This is a genomic window from Pseudonocardia sp. (genome assembly GCF_025465255.1).
GTDB lineage: Bacteria > Actinomycetota > Actinomycetes > Mycobacteriales > Pseudonocardiaceae > Pseudonocardia.
Genome location: NZ_JAODNI010000243.1, coordinates 11,166 through 28,515 on the forward strand (window position 1 = coordinate 11,166; position 17,350 = coordinate 28,515).

The following is a 17,350-nucleotide window of genomic DNA, read 5'->3' on the forward strand; positions in this document are numbered from 1 at the left end:
CGCTCCAGCGAGGCTGCGCACTCACAGTCGGAGGAGACATGTCACAACCCATCCTGCAGCTGCGGAAGGTGTCCAAGAGCTTCGGCGCCGTGCAGGTGCTGCACGACGTCGACCTCACCGTGCGCGCGGGCGAGGTCACCGCACTGGTCGGCGACAACGGCGCCGGCAAGTCGACCCTGGTCAAGTGCATCGCCGGGATCCACCCGATCGACGGCGGCGAAGTCCTGTTCGACGGGAACCCGATCACCCTCGGCACCCCGGCGGACGCGTCCCACCTGGGCATCGAGGTCGTCTATCAGGACCTCGCGCTGGCCGACAACCTCGACATCGTCCAGAACATGTTCCTCGGCCGGGAGCGCGGCAAGGCGTGGCTGCTCGACGAGGCGGACATGGAGCAGGCGGCGCGCCGCACCCTGGCGTCGTTGTCCGTCCGCACGGTCACGTCCGTCCGCACGCCCGTCGCGTCGCTGTCCGGAGGGCAGCGGCAGACCGTGGCGATCGCCAAGGCGGTGCTGTGGGACTCGCGGGTGGTCCTGCTCGACGAGCCGACGGCGGCGCTCGGCGTCGCCCAGACCCGCCAGGTCCTCGACCTGGTGCGCCGGCTCGCCGAGCAGGGCATCGGCGTGGTGCTGATCAGCCACAACATGGGTGACGTCTTCGAGGTGGCGGACCGCATCGCCACCCTCTACCTCGGCCGGATGGTCGCCGAGGTGCCGACGAAGGACGTCACGCACAGCCAGGTGGTCGAGCTGATCACCGCGGGCCGCTCCGGCGACCTGGGCCTCGCCCGACCCGAGACGGCGGTCGTCTAGATGGTCGCGCCGACCGGCTGGAACCGGGCCAAGAAGGACGACAGCACCTCGACCGACAGTGGCGAGCAGACGCGAGGAGACACCGTGGCCGAGAGCCGACCGGCAGGGACGGCGCCGACGTCGTCCGAGCCGACGCCGCCGTCGGGGACCCCCGGCGCGGACCCGTCGGCCGTCACCGACCCGAGCGCCCCGACGACCGCGGCGGAACGGGCGAACCCCGCCAACCGCTCGGCGGACTTCGGCATCGACACCACCGCCCGCACGACGGGCGAGGCGATCCGGGGGTACGTCACGGGGCTGCGGTCCGGCGAGCTCGGCTCGTTGCCGGCGCTGCTCGGCCTGCTCGCGCTGTTCATCCTCTTCACCCTGCTGGACTCGGGCGGGACGTTCCCGAGCCTGCTGAACCTGGCGAACCTGCTGCAGCAGGGCGCGGGCCCGACGATCATCGCGATGGGCCTGGTGTTCGTCCTGCTCACCGGCGAGATCGACCTCGCCGCCGGCACCGCGTCCGGCCTGGCCGCGGCGCTGATGGCGCTGCACCTGGTCAGCGGCGGCAACATGCTCGGCGCGATGGGCACCCTCGTGTTCATCCTCCTGGTGGCCGCGATGCTGATCGCCGCGGTGCTCGCGGTGCTGGTCAAGGTGTACGCCGGCGCCGCGGTGAGCTTGATCGCCGCGGTGCTGCTGGTGGTCGGCTTCCCGCAGAACGCGTGGCTCGAGATGCTGCTGGCGGTCTGCATCGGCGTGGTCATCGGCTGCCTGACCGGCTTCCTCATCGCCAAGATCGGGATGCCGTCGTTCGTCGTGACGCTGGCGCTGTTCATCACCTGGCAGGGCGTGATCCTGCAGCTGATCGGCGACGGCGGGACGCTCGGCCTGCGGGACCCCGTGATCAACGCCGTGGCCAACGGCAACCTCTCCACCGTCGGCTCGTGGGTGCTCTTCGTCCTCGGGGCGGGCGGCTACGCGGGCGTGCTGCTCAACCGGCAGCGTTCGCGGCTGAGCAAGGGCCTCGTCGCGCAGCCGACCGGGCTGGTGCTGATCAAGGTCGGGGCCGTCGTGCTGCTCGCCGCGGTGGCGACGTTCCTGCTCACCCGGGACCGGTCGCCGGGCACGATCGTCATCTCGGGTATCCCTTATGTCGTGCCGATCGTGCTGGTCCTCCTGGTCCTGGGGACCTACGTGCTCGACCGGACGCGGTTCGGCCGCCACGTCTACGCCGTCGGCGGCAACCGGGAGGCCGCGCGCCGCGCCGGTATCGACGTGGTCCGGATCCGGGCGGCCGTGTTCGTGATCAGCTCGGCGTTCGCCGCGATCGGCGCGATCGTCTACTCGTCGAAGGTGGGTTCGGTCTCGCCGGCGGCCGGTGGCGGCAACACGCTGCTGTTCGCGGTCGGCGCGGCCGTCATCGGCGGGACGTCGCTGTTCGGTGGGCGCGGCCGGGTGAGCAACGCCGTCATCGGTGGCGCGGTGCTCGCGACCGTGCAGAACGGGCTCGGCCTGCTCAAGCAGCCGGCCGCGGTCGTGTTCGTGATCACCGGGCTGGTGCTGCTGCTCGCGGCGTCGGTCGACGTGCTGTCCCGGCGCAAGTCGGCGGCCGCCGGCAGGTGAGCGCCCCCACCTCCGGGACCAGGCCGGACGACGCGCGCCGGCACAACCGGACCGCGCTGCTCCGCCGGCTGCACGTCGACGGCCCGTGCACGCGGGCGACCCTGGCCACGGAGCTGGGGCTCAACCGCAGCACGATCAAGGCGGTCGTCGACGGCCTGGCCGAGTCCGGAGTGGTGACGGAGGCCGTCCCGACGCAGCGCAGCGGCGCCGGGCGGCCCTCCCTGCTGGTGCTCCCGGAGCCCCAGTCCGCGGTGGTGCTGGCCGTGGACATCCGGGTCGACCAGGTCGCGATGGCCATGGTCGGGATCGGCGGGCAGATCCTCGGCCGGCACAGCTGGAACCTGCACCGCACGACGCGGCTGCCGGGCGAGGTGATCACCCACGTCGCCGAGTCCGCGCAGCTGCTGCGGGACGAGCTGGCGGTGACGGAGCAGGGCATCGGCGTCTCGGTGCCCGGCGTGGTCCGGCGCGCGGACGGCTGGATCCACGAGGCCCCCAACCTGGGTTGGCGGGAGGTGGCGCTCGGGCAACGGCTCACGTCGGTACTCGGGCGACCTGCCCAGGTCGGGAACGACGCGGAGCTCGGCGCGCTCGCCGAGCACGTGCGGGGCGCGGCCCGCGACGCGCAGGACCTCGTGTACCTGTCCGCGGACGTCGGTGTCGGCGGCGGCGCGATCGCCGGTGGCCGGCCCCTGCGCGGGACCGGCGGCTACGTCGGCGAGCTGGGCCACATGCTCGTCCGGCCCGGCGGGCGGGACTGCTTCTGCGGCGCCCAGGGCTGCTGGGAGACCGAGGTGGGCGAGCCCGCGCTGTGCCGCGCGCTCGGGCTGCCGGAGGACACCCCGCGCGGGGTCCTGGTGGCCGAGCTGCGCGGGCTCGCCGCCACGCCCGGCCGCTCGGACCTGCTGCTCGGGGAGTTCTCGGGCTGGCTGGCCGCCGGCCTGGTCACGATCGTGAACATGCTGGCTCCGGAGCTGGTGGTGCTGGGCGACCTGTTCGCCGCCCTGCCCACGGCCCTGGTCGAGAAGGTCCGCGACGACGTCCAGAGGCGCAGCCTGGTCAGCCGGGCGGTCGGCGGGACGCGGATCGTGATGTCCCCGCTGGGCCGCGACGCGAAGCTCGTCGGCGCCGCGGAGCTCGCCTTCGAACCGGTGCTCGGCACCGTCTGAGGCTCCGCTCCCCGGACAGCGGCGGGGCGACCGTGACCCGACACACCGGCCGCCCCGCCGCCCCACCTACCCCGCGGTCAGTGGCACGAGCTCGCCACCCTCGACGTCCAGGACCGTGAAGTCCGTGACAGCGTCCGCGGCCGGGTCGACGTAGATGACCTGCGCGGGCCGGAAGAACTGCCAGGGAGTCCCCGTCACCTCCGTCGCGACGACGACGTCCGCCGCGCTGAGCGGGTCGCCGTTGGCGCACTTGACCCGGGGCTCGCCGCGGTCGTCGACGAGCACCGCGGTCCCGGCCTGCAGCACGGCGGGATAGGCGGCGGTGCCGAACCCGTGCTCGGTGACGGCGGTGTCGGAGCGGAGCAGCACCGCCGTCAGGCCGTCCGGGCCGCCGGCGCCGTGGGAATCCGCCCAGGCCGAGGCCCTGGCCGGGTCGGCCTGCAGGGCCGCCGTCAGCGCCGCGACGTCACAGCTCGCCGCGGTGCCCGCGCGGGCGTAGAGGCCCTCGGCGTCCCCGGGGACATGCCCTGCGGGGTTCGCCGGGGGAAGCATCCCGGCGCGGTCCCGCCCGACGGCGGGGACGAAGGGGTTCGGCCCCGGATCCGACGTCCCCTCCAGGCGCACGTCCGCACTCGAGGAGCTCGGGCTGAGCCCGGCCCAGAACGCGGCTCCGGCGAGGACGAGCGCGAGCGCGGAGAAGGCCAGCAGGAACGCCGAGCCCGATCCCTTCGGCCGAGCCGGTGCCGAGAGCGCCATCCGGGGTCCCTTCCGCGGGCGAGCAGGTCCGCCGACAGGGTGCCGCGAACGGCGACGAAGATCGAGGGGCAGACCCCCGGGATCGGGGCGGGCGGCCGGCTCAGCCGGGGTCGCCGTCCCGCGGGGAGCGGGCCGGCGCGTCCCGGGGCCGGGTGAACAGGACCCGGCTCCAGCGCAGCCCGCGGCTCCACCAGCGGCGGCGCACCGCGACGTACCGGATCCCGCACCCGCACGTGAACTCGTCGCCGGGGTCCGACGGATCCGGCGGCCTGCACGCGTGCGTCTGGATCACGGTGCCCTCCTCACCGGTCCGTTCCACCTTCCCACCTCACGGGGCCACGAGATCCGTCGCAGCGCGTTGTTGCTCCATGGCGGGGAGCGAGAGTGGGGGAGGACCCCGGCATCAGGTGTAGTGCGCGCCCCCCTAGGGAGGGGGAGCACCCCCTCGTCCCCGGTGTCCCGGAGCAGCAGTGTTCGTCCTGTCAGCAGCGACACGGGCACGAGGCCGAAAGGACGCACCGGACGTGAGCATCACCTCCGCGGACGCAGAGCTCGTCGCTCCACGCATCGACGTCACCCCGGCCGTCCCGCGGGTCTCGGTCGTGGTCCCGACCTTCGGCGAGGAGGGCAACGTCGACGAGCTGCCCGGCCGGCTCTGCGCGGCCCTGCCCGCCGGGCTGTCCGCCGAGGTCGTCTTCGTCGACGACACAGGGGCCGACGTGATGGACGCGGGCCCGTGGTTCCTGCGCCACCTGAGGATGCTGCGCACGGCGCGGCCCGGGATCGAGTCCACTCTGGTCGGCGGGGGTCCTCCGCGGGCAGACTACGCACGGCTCGCGACCGGGCCGAACGCGAGGAACGTCCGGTTCGTCTCCGATAACGATCTGCCCGCGGAAGACGACCGCAGCGACGAGGGTGGTTCTCCCTTCCGTGACTCAGGCGGAGGCGTTCGGGTTGGTGGTCCTGGAGGGAACGGCGCCGGGCCCCGCCCCGGTCGGATCCGACCCGCCCGGCGCCCGGGACCTCGTCGCCGGGGCCGCGCGAGGCGGACGACTCCGATGAGCATGCGGACCGAGCGGGGCGCGGCCGGCGGCAGCGTCGTGCTGCTGGCGGGGATCGTGATCACCGCCGCCCTGAACTACGGCATGGGCGTCGCCCTGGCCTGGATGCTCCCGCCGAGCGAGTTCGGCGCGGTCGGGATGCTGCTCAACCTGCTGCTCCTCGCCACCTCGGTCCTCGCGGCCGGGTTCCCCTGGGCGCTGGCCCGGGCGGTGGCGAAGGCGGCGGGCCCGGACGCCGCCCCCGACGTGAAGGCGCAGTCGGACTCCACCTTCCGCGCCGCGCTCGTCGGCAACGTCGGGCTCGGCCTCGCGCTCGCCGGGGTCTTCGCGGTCGTGCAGCTCGGCACCGGGGCGATCCTCCCGGGGGTCGGCCTGGTGCCGACCCTGCTGGCCGCGGGCGCGATCGTCCTGCTGGCCCTCGGCTCGGCACTGCTGGGGGCCCTGCAGGGCGCCCGCCGCTTCGACGCGATCGGCGCCTCCCGGGTCCTGGAGATCGGGGTCAAGGTCGCGCTGGCCCTCGCGCTGGTGGGCCTGGTCGGCCTCGGCGTCGTCGGAGTGGCTGTCGCGCTGTTCGCCGGCGCCGCCGTCGCCGCGGCCTGGGCGTGGTGGTCCCTGCGGGACCGCTGGCCGGGCCGAGGGCCGGTCGCCGGGGTCCGCGCCTTCGCCGCCGCCGTCCCGATGGCCGTGGGCACCACCTGCTTCGGCCTGATGGGCACGCTGGACGTCCTGCTGCTCGGCGGCCTCGGCCACGGGGCCGGGGTGACCGTCGCCGTCGTCGGGGTCTACCAGGCCGCGGCGATCCTGGCCCGCGCCCCGTTCTTCGTCGGCTCCGCCCTCTCCGACGCCGTGTTCCCCTTCATCGCGGGCGCCGCCACCCCCGCGGACGCGCACCGCGCGCTGATGGTCGCCCTGCGCTGGGTGCCGCTGGTGCTGGTCCCGCTGCAGCTCGTGCTGCTCGTGACGCCCGGGTCGGTCCTCGACGCGGTCCTGCCCGGCGGCTACGACGAGGCCGCGGGGCTCGCCCGGGTCATCACCGTCGGCACCGCGGGCCTGATCGTCGCGGACATGCTGCTCAAGGCCCTGTTCGCCCGGGGCTTCGCCGACGCCGTCGCCGGTCGGGTGCCGATCGCGGTCGCGCTGCAGCTGGTGGCGCTGTTCGTACTGGTCCCGCGGTTCGGCGCGGCGGGCGCGGGCTGGTCCTTCGCCGTCGGCACCTGGGGGGCGGCGCTCCTGCTCGGCGGGGTCTACCTCGCCCGGTTCCGGCCGTCCCGCGTCCGGGTCGGGACGCTCGTCCGCTGGCTGCTCGCGGTCGGCGCGCTGACGGCGGTCCTGGCCGGTGCGGCGGTCGCCCCGCGCCCGTTCGACCTGCTGCTGGTGCTCGTGGCCCTGGCCGGCTACGCGGTCCTGGCCGTCCGGATGAAGCTGATCCCGGAGAGCGACGTCGCCGTGGTCCGCCGCCTCCTCGCGAAGGTGGCCCGCCGTGGCTGACCCGGCGGAGCGCCCCGGCCGGATCGCCCGGCCGGAGCTGCTGATCATCGTCGGCGGAGCGGTCCTGGCCGGGATCGCGATGCTCTGGAACATCGCCCGCAGCCCGGACACCCAGTACGACGAGGTCGTCTACACCCGGGCGGCCCAGCAGGTGGCCCAGGGCTGGCACCTGACCTGGACGAACAGCCCGATGTTCGTCCACCCGCCGCTGTCGTTCCTCACCCAGGCCTTCTGGCTGCGGCTGCTCGGCCTCGGTTCCGCGCCGCTCGAGGAGGCGATCGTCGCCGCCCGGGTGCTGACCGCGGGCATGATCGTCTTCGCGATCCTGTTGCTCGGCCTGCTCGCGGCGTACCTGATGCCCGCGGCCGGACGGCGGCGCGGGCTGCTCCTGGTGGCGCTCGTCGTGGTCCTCGCGGCCACGGACCCGGTGCTGCTGCGGTACGGCCGGCTCGCCCTGATCGAGCCGTTCGCCCTGGTCGCGGCCCTGCTGACGTTGTTCCTTGCCATCCGGCTGCACACCGGGCGCGCGCTGGTCTACCTGCCGGTGGTGGGGCTCGCGACCGGGCTGACGCTGCTGACCAAGGAGGTCACGGCGTTCCTGGTCTTCACCCCGGTGGTGCACGCGCTGCTCGGTCGCGAGCGCCGGCGGGTCCTGATCACGGGCGGCGCGTTCGTCTGGGGCCTCGGGCTCTGGCTGCTGTTCCCGCTCTGGGCGGTGGCGCTCGGCCTGACCACGGACTTCGTCGACGTCAAGTTCGCGACCTTCCAACGCCTGCTCGGCCTGCTGCAGATCACCGGTTGGAACCGGCCCGGGGTATCCCTGGTCGACGGGATCGTCGCCCAGCTCGCCCAGTACGCGACGTCGTTCGTGTTCCTGCTCGGTGGCGCCCTGGCCCTGCTCTGGCTGATGACCAAGGCGGTGACCGGCGCGTCCCGCTGGCTGCTCGCCTGGCTCGTCACGAGCTACGCCTTCGCCGCGTACATGGTGCTGCTGGGCACGCTCAACGAGCAGTTCTTCGTCTACATCCTGCCGGCGTCGATCGTCGGGACGGTGCTGATGGGCGACGCGCTGCTCGCCCGGCGCGGCCGGCGGTCCGGGGGTAGCGCCGGGGCCCTAGGGCTGATCGGGCTGACGGTGGCCGTCCTCGGGTTCGGGCTCGTCGGCTGGGGCCGGCTGTACGCCACGGACAACGGCGGCGTCTTCGCCGTCGCCCAACGGGTCCGGGACACGATGCCGGCTTGCGCGACCCTGACGGTCACGGGGGACCCGGACAAGTACGGCTACCTGCTGCCGGGCCGCACGGTCGCCTCCTTCGCCACCGGGGAGGGCGCGCAGAGCCACGGGGTGCACCTGTTCGTGCTCAGCGACAAGGACGTCGCCTCCGGCTACGGCAACGCGACGACCGAGCTCACCGCGTGGGTCCGCGCGCGCGGGACGCTGGTCGAGAGCTTCCCGAGCGTCACGTACCAGGGCCTGCAGATGTGGGAGGTCCCGGTGGATCCCTACGACCCGCTCGCGGACGTCGAGACGATCCCGGGCGGCTCCTTCATGGTCACCGACGTCTACCGCTGCGGCGGGTTCCCGGTCGTCGACGGGGCGGGCGGGGACTTCGCCACGGCCTGGACGTCCGCGGGTGGCAAGGCGGTGCTGGGCGCGCCTCTGACGTCGAGCTGGAGCGCGGCGGGGGCCTCCTACCAGGCGTTCACCGGTGCGGTGCTGGCGATTCCCGCCGCGGGCCGCGCGTCCGCGCTGCCCGTCGTCCAGACCTTCTCCTCCGTCGAGGCCCGGGCCTACACCGATGCCGGCCTCCCGCCCGTGACCACGCCGCTCGGCGCGCCGCAGCCGGACGACGGGGAGGTCAGCGCGCGGCTCACGGATCCCGCGATCGCCGCGGCGTACCTCCAGGGCGGCCCGGTGGCGGCGGCCCGGGAGCGGCTGGGCGATCCGGTCGGACCCGTGACGACGATGCCCGACGGCGTCGTGCGGCAGGCGTTCGCCGGGGGAGTCCTGGAGCACCCCGAGGGATCGGACCGGGCGCGGCTCGCCCCGCTCGCACAGCTGCTGCTCGACACCGGGGCCGTCAAGCCGGACGCCCAGGCGTCGACCGTCGTCGCGGCGCCGCCGCTCGCGTCGGAGCTGGGGCCGGGCCGGCCGACCACGGTGCAGCCGTTCGTGACGTCGCTGCTCGCGGGGCTCGCGCTCTACACCGCGATCCCGGTGCTGCTGACCGAGGCGGCGCGGATGGCCCGCGGCCGTCGCCGGCCCCCGCCGCCTCCCCAACCGGAACGACCGCGGGAGAAGGTGGGGTCGGCATGAGCACCCCCCTGCCCGCGAGCGCGGCGCTGGGCCGGGTCTCCCGGCTGCCCGGCCGCACCATCGCGATCCGCGCCACGATCCTCGTGCTCCTGCTGGCCGCCGCGCTCGTCGCCCGGGGGACCGGCGTATTGCACCCGGCCCAGGACCAGACCGTGCCGCCGCTCCCGGCCGCCGCCGTGGTGGTGCCCGGGGTGTTCCGCTCGGCCACCCCGACGGAGACCGAGCTCGTCCTGCTCCGGGACACCTTCGCCGTCCGGGGCGTGGTGTCCGTCGGGGCGGCGAGCGTCGAGGAGCAGGCGGTGGTCCCGGCGCTCGGGATGCGGCTGCTGCGGCTCGACGTCGTGGAGGGCGCCGCGCCCACCGCCGCACAGGTCCTGGCCCTACGGAACTTCCTGAGGACCGTGCCCGCACCGGACACCGTGCTCCTGCACGACGCCACGGGGGACGGTCCGGTCCTGGTCACGGCGGCGATGGTCCAGCTCGTCCGGGGACGCCCGCTCGACGCGGTGCCGGAGGGCCTCTCGCCTGCCGAGACCGAGGCCCTGAGCGACGCCCAGCGGCAGTCCCTCACCGACGCCGCGGCGGCGCTGTCCGGGACCGCGAACTCCTACTCCGATCTGTCGAGGTGAGGACATGCCCGCCCGGATCACCAGCCCCGCGCCCCGCGACGTCTGGCGGGCGGTCCACCACTCGGATCCCGACGCCGTCGCGACCCAGGCCCCGGAGTGGATGAACTGCCTCGCCCTGCGCGGATACACCGACGCCAGCCGGCTCTACGAGCTGCCCGACGGCCGGCGCCTCGTCCTGCCGCTGGCCGCGAAGTCCGTGGCCGGGCTCCCGGTCTCCGAGGAGTCCTGGCCCTACGGCTGGGGCTACGGCGGCCTGCTCGCCGAGGGGGGCGGCGGGCTGACCGCGGCGGACTGCCGGCTGGTCCTGGACGACCTGGAGAGCCGCCCGGCCGTCCTGCGGGCCGTCGTGCCCCTGCCGCGCTACGGGTCGCTGTGGCCCGGGGCCGCGTCGGCGCAGGTGCGGCGGGTGCCGTACACGTCGCAGGTCGTCGATCTCGACGGCGGCTTCGACGCGGTGTGGAAGCGCTACAAGCGGCAGGCCCGCAACTCGGTGCGCAAGGCGGAGAAGTTCGAGCTCGACATCCGTCGCGAGGACGGGATCATGGCGGGCAGCCCGGACGGCCGCGGCGTGCGGATCTTCGCGGAGCTCTACGCGATGTCCGTGGACCGGTGGGCCATCCAGCGCGGCCAGCCGCTGCGGGTCGCCCGGCTCCTCGCCGCCCGCCGGGACCGGCCGGGCCAGATGGCGGCCGCCGCGGCGGCGCTGGGGGAGCGCTGCGTCGTGTGGTCCGTGTGCCGGGACGGGCAGCCGATCGCGGTCAACGTCGTGTTGCAGTCCGGGCGGCACGGCGTCGGCTGGATGTGCGCGATGGACCAGGACCTGGCCCGGACGACCCTCGCCACGTACCTGCTGCACTCGATCGCGATCGCGGACGCGTGCACGGAGGGCATGCGCTGGTTCCACATGGGGGAGTCGGACACGGGCTCGGGCGCGGAGCACTTCAAGGGCTACTTCGGAGCGACGCCGCTGGAGTACGAGGCGCTGCGCTTCGAGCGGCTGCCGCTGAGCAGGACCGAGGAGCGGCTCCGGGCGGTCTACGGCGCGGTCTCCGCGCGACGGAGCGCGAGGCGGGAGCGGCGGGCCGGGGCGCCCGCCGGGGCCGCGACCGCCGGGGACGCGACTGGCGAGAAGACGTCGTCGGGATCGACGGCGTGAGCCGTCCTGCTGGCGGGTCGGCCTCCGCGCCCCCGCGAGTCGGCATCCGGGACCGGGCGAGTCGAGGTCTGAGACCGCAATCCCCCGGTCCGGTTTCGGTCGTGCTCTCCGTCTACGACCACGCCGGGAACCCGCACTACGGGGGCGGCGGCGCGGTCGTCGTCGCCCGGGTCGCGGCACGGCTGGCGCGGGAGTACGAGGTCACCGTCTACTGCGGCTCGTACCGGGGGAGCCGCTCCGGAGAGCGGGACGGCGTCCGGTACGTCTTCCTGCCGGTCGGGTGGGCCGGCCCGCGGGCCGGACAGGTGCTCTTCCAGCTGCTGCTGCCGCTGGTCGCGCTGGCGCGGCGGCCTGCGGTGTGGATCGAGAGCCTCACCCCGCCGGTGTCGGCGAGCCTGCTGCCCCTCGTGGCGCGCTTCCCCGTGGTCGGGCTCGTGCAGATGCTCTGCGGGGCGGACATGCAGCGGCGGTACGGGCTGCCGTTCGAGGCGATCGAACGCCGCGGCCTCGCGCTCTACCGGCACTTCGTCGTGCTCAACGAGATCGACGGGGACCTCGTGCGCGGGGCGAGCCCCCGGGCGTCGGTCACGGTGATCCCCAACGGCGTCGACGTGCCCGCCGTCGTGCAGGGCGCCGACTCGTCCGTGCTGTTCCTCGGCCGTGTCGACGTCCGGCAGAAGGGGCTCGACCTGCTGCTGGCGGCCGTCGCGCAGGTGCCGGAGGTCGAGCTCGTCGTCGCGGGATCCGGGACGCCGCAGGAGGAGGCGCGGCTGCGCGAGCTGGTACCGGACGCCGCGCGGCACCGGATCCGGCTCGTCGGGCGGGTCGACGGCGAGGCGAAGGACAGGCTGCTGCGGGACTGCGCGTTCATGGTCGTCCCCTCGCGGTACGAGACTTTCTGCCTCACCGCGCTGGAGGCGATGGCGCACGGCCGGCCCGTGGTCCACTTCGACCTGGAGCGGCTGGGCTGGATCGGCACGGACTGCGGGATCGCCGTCCCGGCCTTCGACGTCGACGCCCTTCGCGACGCGATCGCGACGCTCGCGTCGGACGCACCGCGGCGCGCCAGGCTGGGCGAACAGGCCCGGGCGCGGAGCGCGGACTTCGACTGGGACGCCGTCGGGGACCGGTACGCAGCTCTGGTCGCGCGGCTGCTGGGCGGCCGCCCTCAGCGCCGCAGCCGGTTGCGCAGGGCCGAGAGCCGATCCCTCGCCGGCTCCGGCAGCCGCTCCACCAGCGAGGTTCGCAACCCGGCGACGGACACGACGGCGGCCCGCTGGGCGGCCCCGATCCGGCGGCTCGGGAAGACCTGCATCCGGATCTGCTCGCGGGTGCCGCTGGCGAGGTCCGCCTTGTACGCGTCGTTCTCCCCCAGCAGGTCCAGCTCCGTCACCCCGGGCTCGGCGAAGGCGTAGTCGATCAGATGCCGGGTGAGCACCATTCCGGGCCCCAGCTTCTGGAACTCGTCGTCCATGCCGAGCTTCAGGAACGAGAGGGTCGGCCCCTGCTGCAGGCAGTAGCCGAACGCGATCGGCCGCCCGTCGAGCCGGAGGAACGCCAGCCGGAGGATGCCCTGCTCCGCCGCCCACTTCGCCGCGGAGGTGTAGAAGGCGGTGGTGGCGGGGCTGGACAGGATCGCCGAGCCCGCCGCGAGCTTCCACTCGCGCGCCTCGAGCCGGTAGCCGTCCCGCAGGAGGGCCGCGAGGTCGTCGGAGATGTGGCCGTCGGGGGTTCCGCCGTCGTGGACGTCGAAGGTGAGCTCGCCGGCGTCGCGCAGCCGGTTCTGCAGGCGCTTCAAGCCGTGCCGCCGGTTCTTGGACAGCCGCCTGTCGAAGGCCGCGGGGTCGCCGCTGACGTCGATGTAGGGGGATTTCCGCAGGGTCCGGCGCAGCACCGACGCCCGCGCCGCGCCCGCCGCGGCGTGCAACGCCTCGACGTGCGGGTCGTCCGCGGCGAGCGCGGTCAGGTCGATCGCGGCGGTGCGCAGCGAGAGGAGCTTCTCCCCGAGGGTGGCCGCCGCGTCCGCGTCCGCCGCGACCGGGGCGAAGACGGCCGTCTCGGAGTTCGTCGGGGAGCTCAGGGTCAGCCCGGCCGGCCCGCTGAGCAGCGGCAGCACGGCGACGAGCTCGCCCGCCCGCTCGACGGTGAGCGCGCGCAGCGCGGACGTCCTGCCGAAGGCATCCGCCCACGCGCCCAGCCAGCCCGGCCGGACGAACGCCGGTGCCCCGGAGTCCAGGGCGAGCCGGTCCCAGCGGGCCGCGAGGTCCGCGTCGAGCGGGCGCAGGCTCGCGGCCGGGTTCGTCGTGCCGAACGGTCGCGTCACCACGGTGGTGGCCCTCCGGTTCCCGAGCGGCGACGGATGCCGCCCGGCCCGTGGACCGGGCCCGTCGATCTGCGGCAGGCTACTGCCGGGCGGCCCCCGCTGTCAGGGGCCCGCGACCCGTGCGAACCCGAACGGCCGTACACAGTGGAGCGATCGACGTCGAGGCGGAGGAGGCGAGGGTGAGGCAGGCTCGGAGGCTGGTCGTGCTGGCCGCGCTCGTGGCGCTGGCGGCGTGCTCGACCCCGCAGACCACCAGCGTCCGGGCGGCGCGGTCGATCGCGTTCGGCACCCTCGTCTCGCCCCCGGAGCGCTCGGCGGACGAGGCGCGCGCCGGGGTGTCCGCCGCGATGGTCGAGCTGTCCTGGGAGCAGGCCGAACCGGCCGAGGGCACGTTCGACGACCGTTACCTGCGCTCCGTCCGCGCGGACGTCGACACGCTGCGGGCGACCGACCGGACGATCACCCTGGGTCTCGGCCTGCACCATGCCCCGGAGTGGGTGCTCGCGCTGCCCGGCGGCCGGTTCGTCGACGAGAACGGCGACTCCTCCGAGGAAGCCAACCTGGTCTTCGCCCAGCGCTCCCGCAACGCCGCGGAGCACTACCTCGCGCACGTCGCCGCGGTCCTCGACCCGAGCCTGGTGGACGACGTCCGGTTGACGTCCGGTGGCGTCGCGGAGGTCCTCTATCCCGGGGGCGGGCACTACTGGGCGTTCGACGACAACGCCCGGGGTGGCGCGGACCTGCCCGCCTCGATGCCGCCGAACCCGCTGCCGGGCTGGCGTCCCGGGCAGCCGGGGCCGGACGAGTCGCAGGTGCGCGAGTGGGCGGACTGGTACGTCGGCGCCCTGGACGACGTGGTGGTCTGGCAGCTCTCCACGCTCACCGCGCTCGGCTTCAACGGCGGCTACGAGGTGCTGACGCCGGGCGTAGGGGTCCGGCCGGGCGAGTACGCGACCGCGATCCGCGACGGGTTGCCGGCCGGGCTGCTCGGCGCGGGGGCGGCCTGGCAGGTCTTCTACGAGCGGCTGCCCCGGCGCCCCGACCTCACCGTGTACGTCAGCTCGGTCGCCGACGGCTCGGGTGGCAACGACGTCTGCCGGGCCGAGGACCAGGGCGTCCCGCTGGACTCGTCGGAGGTCGAGGGCTGGTCCGCGGTGCGCTGGCAGGCGCGGCTGGCGGGGGAGTACGGGTACGCGCTCTCCGGGGAGAACCCGGGCTGGCGCCAGTCGCCCGCACTGGACAGGTCCTACGTCGACGTCTCGGCCGGCGGCATGATGGCCGCCGCCCTGGCTCAGGCGCGGGCGTGCGGGTTCCGGTCGTTCTTATGGGCCCACGCGGAGCAGCTGTGGGACGGGACGGTGCCGTTCGAGGAGTACGCGGCGCGGATCGCGGGGGCGTAGGGGTGGGTTCGGCAGGTGTGGCGGCGCCGAGCGGGGTCGTGGCTCGTCCCCGAGTTCGTTCCATCCCGGTGGATCTACCCCGTGCTGGCACCACGGCGGAAACCCCTGCCGCGCCTCGTGCAGTAGAGGCGAAGCTCAGCGGGGCTCGAAGTACGTCTCCGGGCCCAGCGGGATCCTCCCGCCGGGGAACAGCGCGTCGACCTGGCTGCGGTAGCCCCGGATGAGGGATTCCTTGCTGTCCGTGTGCTCCCAGCTCCAGGGTTCGAGCCCGTGCCGGTCGAGGAAGGTCAGGTCCGGCGCGCCGGTCCGGTCGTACGGGAAGTCCGAGTAGTAGACGACGTCCACCCACTGGCCCGTGCCGGTGGCCCGGGTGATCAGGTGGTCGACGTGCCGGCCGACACCGACGGGGGCCAGGACGAGCCTCGCCCCGGACTCGTCGACCAGACGGGTCACCTCACGGGTCAGGTCCGTCGTGAGGCGGCGGTCGCCGCGGGACACGCGGCCCTTGGCGATGTCGAAGCGGTAGGTCGGGTAACGGTGGACGAGCTCCGGCAGGGCCCGGCCGAGCGGGCCCAGGCCGGCGCTGCGGACGCGGAACAACGCATCCGTCGCGCCGAGGTGGAGGAGCCGGGCGCCGAGGTCGCCGAGCACCTTGTGGTCCTCGGTCCGGCGGTCCGCGAACAGCGTCGTGGCGTCCGACGCCGAGCACTGGCGCAGGAACGATCTCGCGGCGTGGGTGTGGGGCGGCGGGGCCGCGGCGGTGAAGACCGTGGCGACGGTCAGCGGGCATCGCTCGGCCACGGCCGTGAGGAGGCCGCCGCAGGAGAGGATCGCGTCGTCGAGGTGGGCGGAGAGGACCAGGATCGGCGTTCCGTCGGCCACCGCGGCTGCCACGGCGGACGAGCGCGGAACGTCCATCAGCCGATCCGGTTGAGCAGCACGAAGACGATGACCGCGACGGCCACGGCGACGGCGAGCAGCGCGACGCAGGCGGCGAGGGTGCGGCCGATCGACGTGACATGCCAGTCGCCGTCCTCCCCGGACCCCGAGGCCTGTGGCTCCGGATCGGTGGCGGACCCGGCACCCGCACCCGGGTGCCGGGGATTCGGGGGCCGGGGCGCCGGTCCGTGGTGGGCCGGCGGGCCGTACCGGCCGGCCTGTCCCGGGTAGGGCTCGGACTGCGGGGCAGCCGTGCCGTACGGCGGTTGCGCGGCCGGCCCGTAGGGCCCGTGCGGCTGTGGGGCGGTGCCGTAGGTCGGCGGGCCGCCCTGGACCGAGGGAGCCTGCGAGGGCGGCTGCGCGACCGGGCCGTACCGGCCCTGCTGCGCGGCCGGTCCGTACGGCGCCGGGCCCTGCTGCGGAGCCGGCCCGTACGGCGCCGGGCCCTGCTGCGGAGCCGGCCCGTACGACGCCGGGCCCTGCTGCGGAGCCGGCCCGTACGGCCCCGGGCTCCGCGCGCCCGGTCCCGGCGACGGCCGGCCGTTCTGCGCCGCGGCCGCGAGCCCCAGCGCCACCGACGCCGCCCCGAGCGCCACGGATTGTTCCGTCTGCGGGTCGATCGCGGCCACCCCGCCCAGGCCCTCGGACACCATCCGGGCCACCATCGGGATGCGCGTCCCCCCGCCCACCAGCACCACCGCCCGCAGCTCCGCGGGGGGCACCTCCGCGAACCGCAGCGCCCGCATCAGCGCGCCGACCGTGGACTCGATCGGGGCACGCATCATCGCCTCGAGATCCGCGCGCGTCAGCACGAGGTCCTCGTGCCGGTCCGGCAGGTACACCGGGAGCTCCGCCTCGGCGTCGACGGACAGGGACTCCTTGGCCAGCACGCACTCCGCCCGCAGCCGGGCCAGCGCCGCCGCGGCGCGGGGATCGTTCTGGTCCAGCCGGCTCAGGGCGCCGCCTGTGCGGTAGTCCAGGTGGGTGAGGATCGCGTCGTCGAAGTCCGTGCCGCCGAGCCGCTCGATGCCCTCCGGCGGCCCGGCCAGCTCCATGCCCCGGGGACCGCGCCGCAGGACGGCGGCGTCGAACGTGCCGCCGCCGAGGTCGTAGACGGCCACGAGCTCCCCGAGTCGAAGGGCCCGGATCTCGCCGTACCGGATCGCCGCGGCCTCGGGCTCGGTGGTCGTCGTGGCGCGGGGCAGGCCGGCCAGGCGGGCCACCTCGGTGAGCAGCGCGACGCGCGTCGGTCCCCAGTGGGCCGGCCGGGACAGGACGACGTGGTCGGGTGCCCCGCCCTGGACGGACTCGACCTTCGCCACGACGTCCCGCAGGACCGCGGCGAGCAGCTCGGTGACGCGATGGGGACTTCCGCCCAGCGTGATCGGCGTCGGCTCGCCGAGCCGGCGCCGGAGCAGGCGCACGGTCCGGTCCGGTGCCGTGGTGGCGCGGCGCTCGGCGGCGTCCCCGGTGGTCAGGGTCCCGTCCGAGTCGGCATGCACAACCACGGGGGCGCCGACGGACCGGTCGCCGAGCATGACGGTCTCGCAACCGCCGGCGTGCGCGACCGCGGCCGCCACCGACGACGTTCCCAGATCCACCCCGAGGCCGTAGCGCACCGAACCTCCTCAGGGGCCGGACGGACGGGCGCGATGGTATCGGGCTCCGTCGGGAATCGGACAGATCATC

Annotated in this window: 13 protein-coding genes and 1 pseudogene; 9 read left to right on the forward strand and 5 right to left on the reverse strand. The window is 74.9% G+C overall.

Translation table 11 applies throughout. The features are described from left to right. The first annotated feature begins 38 nt into the window (after window positions 1-38). The 3 genes from JWP64_RS30100 to JWP64_RS30110 are packed head-to-tail and all read left to right on the forward strand — an operon-like array spanning window position 39 to window position 3,592. Complete coding sequence (locus JWP64_RS30100) at window positions 39-812, forward strand: ATP-binding cassette domain-containing protein (protein ID WP_297503689.1); 774 nt, start codon at window positions 39-41, stop codon at window positions 810-812. Further along, complete coding sequence (locus JWP64_RS30105) at window positions 813-2,423, forward strand: ABC transporter permease (RefSeq protein WP_297503691.1); 1,611 nt, start codon at window positions 813-815, stop codon at window positions 2,421-2,423. It abuts the gene before it with no gap. After that, complete coding sequence (locus JWP64_RS30110; RefSeq protein ID WP_297503693.1) at window positions 2,420-3,592, forward strand: ROK family protein; 1,173 nt, start codon at window positions 2,420-2,422, stop codon at window positions 3,590-3,592. Before JWP64_RS30105 ends, JWP64_RS30110 begins: the two co-directional genes overlap by 4 nt. A gap of 66 nt (window positions 3,593-3,658) precedes the next feature. On the opposite strand, the gene JWP64_RS30115 is transcribed toward JWP64_RS30110, so the two are convergent. Together JWP64_RS30115 and JWP64_RS30120 are read right to left on the reverse strand one after the other, a co-directional pair. Further along, window positions 3,659-4,348: a DUF6777 domain-containing protein gene (locus tag JWP64_RS30115; protein WP_297503695.1), complete on the reverse strand. Its 690-nt coding sequence runs from the start codon at window positions 4,346-4,348 to the stop codon at window positions 3,659-3,661. Between the two features lie 100 nt (window positions 4,349-4,448). Then, on the reverse strand, window positions 4,449-4,667 hold the full coding sequence (locus JWP64_RS30120) for a hypothetical protein (RefSeq protein ID WP_297503697.1): 219 nt from the start codon (window positions 4,665-4,667) through the stop codon (window positions 4,449-4,451). A 205-nt stretch (window positions 4,668-4,872) separates the two neighbouring features. Between JWP64_RS30120 and JWP64_RS30125 the strand changes: the two genes are divergently transcribed. The 5 genes and pseudogenes from JWP64_RS30125 to JWP64_RS30145 all read left to right on the forward strand — a co-directional run. Then, window positions 4,873-6,897, forward strand: coding sequence for an oligosaccharide flippase family protein (locus JWP64_RS30125; protein WP_297503699.1), 2,025 nt, complete (start codon window positions 4,873-4,875; stop codon window positions 6,895-6,897). Continuing rightward, window positions 6,890-9,214, forward strand: coding sequence for a hypothetical protein (locus JWP64_RS30130; protein ID WP_297503702.1), 2,325 nt, complete (start codon window positions 6,890-6,892; stop codon window positions 9,212-9,214). The genes JWP64_RS30125 and JWP64_RS30130 overlap by 8 nt, the downstream gene beginning before the upstream one ends. Continuing rightward, window positions 9,211-9,843 (forward strand): hypothetical protein, encoded by a 633-nt coding sequence (locus JWP64_RS30135; RefSeq protein WP_297503704.1) that lies wholly within the window; start codon window positions 9,211-9,213, stop codon window positions 9,841-9,843. The genes JWP64_RS30130 and JWP64_RS30135 overlap by 4 nt, the downstream gene beginning before the upstream one ends. A 4-nt stretch (window positions 9,844-9,847) precedes the next feature. Beyond that, on the forward strand, window positions 9,848-10,999 hold the full coding sequence (locus JWP64_RS30140; RefSeq protein WP_297503706.1) for a GNAT family N-acetyltransferase: 1,152 nt from the start codon (window positions 9,848-9,850) through the stop codon (window positions 10,997-10,999). A 101-nt stretch (window positions 11,000-11,100) separates the two neighbouring features. Beyond that, window positions 11,101-12,078, forward strand: a pseudogene (locus tag JWP64_RS30145) (glycosyltransferase family 4 protein); the annotation flags it as partial. Window positions 12,079-12,167: 89 nt separating this feature from the next. Here JWP64_RS30145 and JWP64_RS30150 read toward each other — a convergent pair. Then, a complete protein-coding gene (locus tag JWP64_RS30150; RefSeq protein ID WP_297503708.1) occupies window positions 12,168-13,325 on the reverse strand; it encodes a GNAT family N-acetyltransferase in 1,158 nt (385 codons plus the stop codon). A gap of 176 nt (window positions 13,326-13,501) precedes the next feature. Here JWP64_RS30150 and JWP64_RS30155 point away from each other — a divergent pair, with 176 nt between their 5' ends. Beyond that, the gene (locus JWP64_RS30155; RefSeq protein WP_297503710.1) at window positions 13,502-14,722 is read left to right on the forward strand and encodes a hypothetical protein; all 1,221 of its coding nucleotides are present in this window, start codon (window positions 13,502-13,504) and stop codon (window positions 14,720-14,722) included. A gap of 135 nt (window positions 14,723-14,857) precedes the next feature. Here the strand turns inward: JWP64_RS30155 and JWP64_RS30160 are convergent, their stop codons facing one another. Beyond that, on the reverse strand, window positions 14,858-15,640 hold the full coding sequence (locus JWP64_RS30160) for a PIG-L family deacetylase (protein ID WP_297503711.1): 783 nt from the start codon (window positions 15,638-15,640) through the stop codon (window positions 14,858-14,860). Next, a complete protein-coding gene (locus JWP64_RS30165) occupies window positions 15,640-17,280 on the reverse strand; it encodes an Hsp70 family protein (RefSeq protein WP_297503713.1) in 1,641 nt (546 codons plus the stop codon). The genes JWP64_RS30160 and JWP64_RS30165 overlap by 1 nt, the downstream gene beginning before the upstream one ends. Window positions 17,281-17,350: the final 70 nt, after the last annotated feature.

Bases quoted from the DNA above. Each gene is read 5' to 3' on its own strand.
- JWP64_RS30100 (WP_297503689.1), top strand. From the start codon at position 39: ATGTCACAACCCATCCTGCAGCTGCGGAAGGTGTCCAAGAGCTTCGGC.
- JWP64_RS30105 (WP_297503691.1), top strand. From the start codon at position 813: ATGGTCGCGCCGACCGGCTGGAACCGGGCCAAGAAGGACGACAGCACC.
- JWP64_RS30115 (WP_297503695.1), bottom strand. From the start codon at position 4,348: ATGGCGCTCTCGGCACCGGCTCGGCCGAAGGGATCGGGCTCGGCGTTC.
- JWP64_RS30135 (WP_297503704.1), top strand. From the start codon at position 9,211: ATGAGCACCCCCCTGCCCGCGAGCGCGGCGCTGGGCCGGGTCTCCCGG.
- JWP64_RS30140 (WP_297503706.1), top strand. From the start codon at position 9,848: ATGCCCGCCCGGATCACCAGCCCCGCGCCCCGCGACGTCTGGCGGGCG.
- JWP64_RS30160 (WP_297503711.1), bottom strand. From the start codon at position 15,640: ATGGACGTTCCGCGCTCGTCCGCCGTGGCAGCCGCGGTGGCCGACGGA.